The organism is Aphanizomenon sp. CS-733/32, assembly GCF_028330045.1.
GTDB lineage: Bacteria > Cyanobacteriota > Cyanobacteriia > Cyanobacteriales > Nostocaceae > Dolichospermum > Dolichospermum gracile.
In genome coordinates this window covers 1-5,574 of sequence record NZ_JAQMSE010000134.1, presented here as the reverse complement: position 1 = coordinate 5,574, position 5,574 = coordinate 1, and the positions used below count along the sequence as shown (strand labels likewise).

5 protein-coding genes are annotated in these 5,574 nt (G+C 39.8%); 1 reads left to right on the top strand and 4 read right to left on the bottom strand.

Annotated elements, in window-relative coordinates; translation table 11 throughout:
- Positions 1-170: 170 nt before the first annotated feature.
- From PN471_RS10560 to PN471_RS10550, 3 genes are all read right to left on the bottom strand, one after another.
- Complete coding sequence (locus PN471_RS10560; protein ID WP_271776813.1) at positions 171-1,991, bottom strand: helix-hairpin-helix domain-containing protein; 1,821 nt, start codon at positions 1,989-1,991, stop codon at positions 171-173.
- 150 nt (positions 1,992-2,141) lie between these two features.
- A complete protein-coding gene (locus PN471_RS10555; protein WP_271776812.1) occupies positions 2,142-2,927 on the bottom strand; it encodes a PP2C family serine/threonine-protein phosphatase in 786 nt (261 codons plus the stop codon).
- A gap of 222 nt (positions 2,928-3,149) precedes the next feature.
- Positions 3,150-3,806 carry a vWA domain-containing protein gene (locus tag PN471_RS10550; RefSeq protein ID WP_271776811.1) on the bottom strand — a complete coding sequence of 219 codons (657 nt, stop codon included), beginning with the start codon at positions 3,804-3,806 and terminating at the stop codon, positions 3,150-3,152.
- Positions 3,807-4,024: 218 nt separating this feature from the next.
- Here PN471_RS10550 and PN471_RS10545 point away from each other — a divergent pair, with 218 nt between their 5' ends.
- Positions 4,025-5,203 (top strand): class I SAM-dependent methyltransferase, encoded by a 1,179-nt coding sequence (locus PN471_RS10545; RefSeq protein WP_271776814.1) that lies wholly within the window; start codon positions 4,025-4,027, stop codon positions 5,201-5,203.
- Here the strand turns inward: PN471_RS10545 and PN471_RS10540 are convergent.
- A complete protein-coding gene (locus tag PN471_RS10540) occupies positions 5,200-5,463 on the bottom strand; it encodes a hypothetical protein (RefSeq protein ID WP_271776810.1) in 264 nt (87 codons plus the stop codon). The two genes, PN471_RS10545 and PN471_RS10540, sit on opposite strands and share 4 nt — an antisense overlap.
- Positions 5,464-5,574 lie beyond the last annotated feature (111 nt).

The following is a 5,574-nucleotide window of genomic DNA, read 5'->3' as shown; positions in this document are numbered from 1 at the left end:
GAACGAAAATCCCTCGTTTCAGGCTTTTGGTGATTAACTTCTGCTCAATAGCGAGCGCTCAAAAATCATCAAAAAATCACGTTAAAATGCCCGAAACCCATACCTCATATTTGGTTGATCCTGTCAATGCGTAAGTCCTACGTATTTAAAAATTCTCTAAATCTTAGATATTAGAGTTTAGGGTTTGAATACAATGCCCAAAATAATACCCCAAACATCCAACAACCATGTAGAAACGCGGCAAAAATACCAGAAAAAACTCCAATAGCAAACGTGAAGAGTAATACTACAATGATACCAACAGGAAGCCCCCAACCAAAGGTGAATGATGAAGCAGTTGTTTTAGGTTTTTGGGTTATTCCTGGAATAGTCTGAGGTGTAGAAACTGCTGGTTGATAAACCTTAGATTGAGTTGGCTGAACTGAAGACGAAGTAGTTGTAGATGTTGGTATTGATGGGGTGGTTATTACAGTTTGATGTTGAGGTTTAGAAACTGCTGGTTGCGAAACTTGAGATTGAGTTTGCTTAACTGCGGCTGAAGTATTTGTATTAGTATTTCCCGCAATTAAGTTATTAGCTTGAGTTTGATTTATTAGACTTATTTGGTTTGAATCTTTTAGTATTATTTGTGGAGTATTACGACCTGATTTTTGATGTACTTCAAGAGTTCCCGTAATTTTGATATAACTTCCAACCCAATTACTTAATTGAGTAATTGTTAAGCTTCTGGAATTAGATAAATTTTTTAACCCTTCTGAAAATATAACAATTGTAAAAGGACTGTAACCGTTGACGAGACTGGAAACGTTACCAAAGTTAATAAAAAATATATTTGCGCTCCTAAGATGGCGAGTAATAACAACTTTACCAACTACAGTTATTATCTTTCCTTCTTGCTTAACCAGTTCTAGGGTGTTAGTAGCTGCAAAAATCGTTGATTCCACAACAACAGATGGTTTTGCTTTCACAACACCAGGAAAAATATCAACACCAAGATTTGTAGAGCGATCGCACCAATAGCATTTACCATAAGTTCTACTATAGTAATGACTATCTACCTTGCCACATATAGTTAGCCTATCATTCCCTACCTTTAACGCCTCCAACCACTTCCTAGCCGTAGGGCGGAAATTAGGATTTTTATGCCCATCATTAAAGCATCTCAGAAAACATTGCTGAACCTCTGGATGCACAATCTCCAGGGGAATTGTTCTTGCTACTGCTGCAATTAAATTAGTTGACCCATTAACCCATAAACCCTGACAGATAAGTTCATTTATATCTGGAGTTTCCCCCGCACCAGTCCACTTTCCCTGAAAAGGATTATTACCACCAAATAATAATTGATAGATAATTACTCCTAACCGGAATCTATCATGTACTTCCGTTTGCTCAATCCTATCAAAATCTTTTCCAATCAGTTCCGGTGGTGTATATCCCTCAGAACCAACTAAACAATAATAAACCTTATCATTTTTCGGATTTTTCACCTGAAAAGAATCTGTATCAATAATTGAAGGTAAAGCCCGATTATTAACTAAAATATTTTGTGGTTTAATATCTCCCAAAACATAACCAGCAGCGTGGAGTGCTTCAATAATTGAGACAATATTCAGCGCCGTTGTGTGCAGAAACCGCCAATCAATCTCAAGTTTCAAAGCTTGACGACGACGGGGATTATAAACATCAAGAAGTTCTTTTCCATCCTTAATTTCTGGCATCAAAAAGCCCACACAATCACCCTGAGCATTTTTCAACGCCGACTTAGGCCAAGCAAAAGAAACATGATGAAGATGGGAATTTGGTTCTGTGGGTGGATTTGCTATCATTACCGCTAACTTCTGCACCCGTTCAGGTGTTGGATTATGGTAAATTTTCGCTAAATAACCTTTTTGATTAGTTCGCCAAATTTTCGCTTCACCACTATTAGCAATCTCTTCACCCAATAAAGTAATTGATTTTCCCGTACTGGCACAGGTAAGAACTGTCATATAATTTTAATTAGATGGGTTGAAATATATTTCTAAAATCCTAAAATCGTAGGTTGGGTTGAGGCTTTGCGTTCGCGGAGCGTGCCGGAGGCATAACCCAACAAAATCTCGAAAATGTTGGGTTTCATTCTTCAACCCAACCTACAATTTCTAAATCTCTTCTTCAAAGAGACACAAAAGCAAAGTTTTATCATCATCAGTACGAGAATTTAACCGCTCAGAATCGAGAAAATCCATAATATAATTATCATCATTTCCTCCTGGCTTATCTGTTTCTCGCAAATATTCCTCCAAAGGCTTAAAGAATGGCGCATGAGGTTTCCAATCACTCAAGCGAATTGCAACTCTTTCTAATCCATCAGTAGAAGCACAAATAAACTCTTGTTTTCCTGAAATTACCTGTACCTGCATTTCCTCCAGCGCATTAGCTGAAGTCACAAAAGTTGTTTCGTTGAAAAATTCCCCCTTATCTGGTTCAAACAATAATTTATATTCTGCATCTTGGGAACGCACCACCATAAATCCATCCCCAATTTGCATAGCTGCAACCCATTCAGGAGTCGCTATAAAAACTAACAGAGTACAAGCTAAATCATGAACAGAATAATCATTATTATCTGCTTTTTTCTTTAACACAGTAATAACATCCTTGACAAACTTAGTAAAAACTTCCTTAGCTTCCATTTCCGAAAGTGGTTGAGTAAAACCTTGTTTATCAGGAAGTTCATTAATATCAGCAAAGCATTTAATTACAGTTTCTACCGCCAATTCAGCACCAAAATGAGAATATTTGGCACTCCCAGCACCATCAGCAACTGCACCCACAATCACATCTTTAAAAATGCGATAATTTCCGCAGTCTTGACAAGGTATTGGTATTTTTTGCTTTTGATGACTCGTTCCCACAGCAGAACGCGCTATAGCTTTCCAACTCACAATAAATAAATCCTCAAAATCTAATCTTTAAATTTAAGTTTTCGGCGAATATAATAGAGCCTACGGCACGCTGGCGCGAACGCTACTACACAAACGAAGTCCACCTTCGTGGACTAATGAAAAATCAAGATTTTTAACCCACGTTCGCGTAGCGTTCCGAAGGAATAGGTGGGTTTTGCCTGTGTAGCCGCGATTTATAATCGCCTTTTCAAACTATTCAGATTATGTTGTAATTTGCCCCCATCCCACCGGCGGTAATGCTACAGCTTCCCCTACTTTGCCACTAGAAACCCGTTTCATGGAGGTGGAAAGCCAAACAAATAAAGCGCGAAAATCTAAGCCATTCAGCGTCACTGGAGGACGTTCTGGGGGTGCAATTTGTCTGAGTTTATTCATATCTGCACCCTCAACACCAACAGTAAAAAACAACATTCGGCGCTGTGCTTCTTCTTCCCTCACCCTTTGCGCTGCACCCTCCCAAGCATCTGTAGGCGCACCATCGGTAATTAAAAACACCCAAGGACGATAATAGAGAACACCGTTATCCTTATAAGACTGTTTGCGTTTTTCCAATAAATCCAAAGCGTATTCTATGGCTTCTCCCATTGGTGTCACACCATCTGTTTCTAGCTTAGGCGGTGTAAAATGGTCTATAGTGACAAAATCTTGCGTCAGTTTCACCGGTCCAAAGGTGACAATAGCAACTTCTACACTTAAAGAGGCTTGAGCATCTTTCATCACATCCTCCTTGAAAGCCGCCAAACCTCTATTTAACTCCTGTATAGGTTGTCCTGACATTGAGCCAGAAGTATCAAGCAAGAGAATTACCGGACAACGATTTTCCGGGTTTTCCACAAATTCAGGCAAACCTACTGGCATTTTTGATACTCCTGGTTAATCAAAATGAGATGCAAAATATATAAACTAGGTTTTACTTATTACTACATAGCTTAACATTAGTGTTATTACAGAATCAATACCCATAACCATTAACAGTAACGGTTTAGCAGTGCTAAACCCTACGAATAGACAGAATTTATTTTTTGCCCAAAATCCCCCAATCCGGTAAACTCAGAGATGCTGCGTTAATCCCGAATATGTCCGACTCCCAAGTAAGTGCTGCTGTTGCGAAACTCTACGATACCTACCCTTTCCCCCCTGAACCCATCCTCGACGAACCACCACCAGGTTACAATTGGCGTTGGAATTGGTTAGCTGCTTATAGCTTCTGCACAGGTAGAAAACCGCAAAAGCAAGATATCCGCATCTTAGATGCTGGTTGTGGTTCAGGAGTCGGCACAGAATATTTAGTACATCTCAACCCCCACGCGCAGGTAGTGGGCATAGATTTAAGCGCTGGTACACTAGAAGTCGCAAAAAAACGCTGTCAAAGTTCCGGCGCTGACCGTGTAGAATTTCATCACTTAAGTATCTATGATGTGGAACAAATTCCCGGACAATTTGATTTAATAAATTGTGTTGGGGTGCTTCATCATCTCCCAGATCCCATTCGTGGTATCCAAGCATTAGCGAAAAAACTCGCTCCTGGTGGTTTAATGCACATTTTTGTGTATGGAGAACTGGGAAGATGGGAAATACAACTCATGCAAAAGGCGATCGCCCTTCTCCAAGGTAACAAACGCGGTGACTATCGTGATGGCGTTCAAGTCGGAAGAAAAATATTTGCTTCTTTACCAGAAAATAACCGCATTGTCAAGCGGGAAAAAGAAAGATGGTCAATGGAAAACCAGCGAGATGAATGTTTCGCCGATATGTACGTCCATCCCCAGGAAACAGACTACAATATTGATACATTGTTTAAATTCATAGACGCTTCCGAATTAGACTTTGTAGGTTTTTCCAATCCCGGATTTTGGCAACTAGAAAAGCTTCTAGAAAAATCCCCAGAACTAATTGAACGAGCCGCCGAACTCACAGAACGTCAACGTTACCGTTTGATAGAATTACTGAATCCCGAAGTAGCACATTACGAATTTTTCCTCAGTCGCCGCCCCCTACCCAAAACCGACTGGTCAGCAGATAACACATTATTAGCAGCCATACCTGAACTTAACCCCTGCATAGATGGGTTTCCCAGTCAATGCTTATTTAACTATGATTACCAAATAGTTAATTTATCAACAGCCGAATTAGAATTTATGCAAAGCTGTGATGGGAAATCTACCGTAGCAGAGATTTTAACCAAAGTTCAGTTTGATTTAGATGGAGTCAAAAATCTTTTGAAACAACAAATGATTTTACTGACACCCGGTTAATTAGAAGAAAACCAAACTTCGGGAAGTTCATCTACATCTTCCACCAAAAAATCTCGATACACCCAGATTCGAGAAGCATTGTAGAGATCATTAAGAATAGGTTTTAATACCCCATTTTTATCCCAAGGTTGAAGATCAGAATCTAGTTCACAAAAACCGACCCATGAATATCCTTGTTGCTGCAAATCCTCAGCCCTGACAAGGATTGCAGCCAATACAGCCAGATCATAAGGTTTTAGCTTAATCAGCAGAAGCCCCACGTCTCACTCTTAGGAGCGTGGGATGAATGCGCGTGAGTTGAGTTGCGTAGCCCAAATTGTATTTGAGCGTAGCGAAAACAAAGAAGGCTACAGCGACGAAACGAACAAAAT

Excerpts from the sequence above, each read along its gene's own strand:
- PN471_RS10550 (WP_271776811.1), bottom strand. The coding sequence starts at position 3,806 with ATGCCAGTAGGTTTGCCTGAATTTGTGGAAAACCCGGAAAATCGTTGT.
- PN471_RS10545 (WP_271776814.1), top strand. The coding sequence starts at position 4,025 with ATGTCCGACTCCCAAGTAAGTGCTGCTGTTGCGAAACTCTACGATACC.
- PN471_RS10560 (WP_271776813.1), bottom strand. The coding sequence starts at position 1,991 with ATGACAGTTCTTACCTGTGCCAGTACGGGAAAATCAATTACTTTATTG.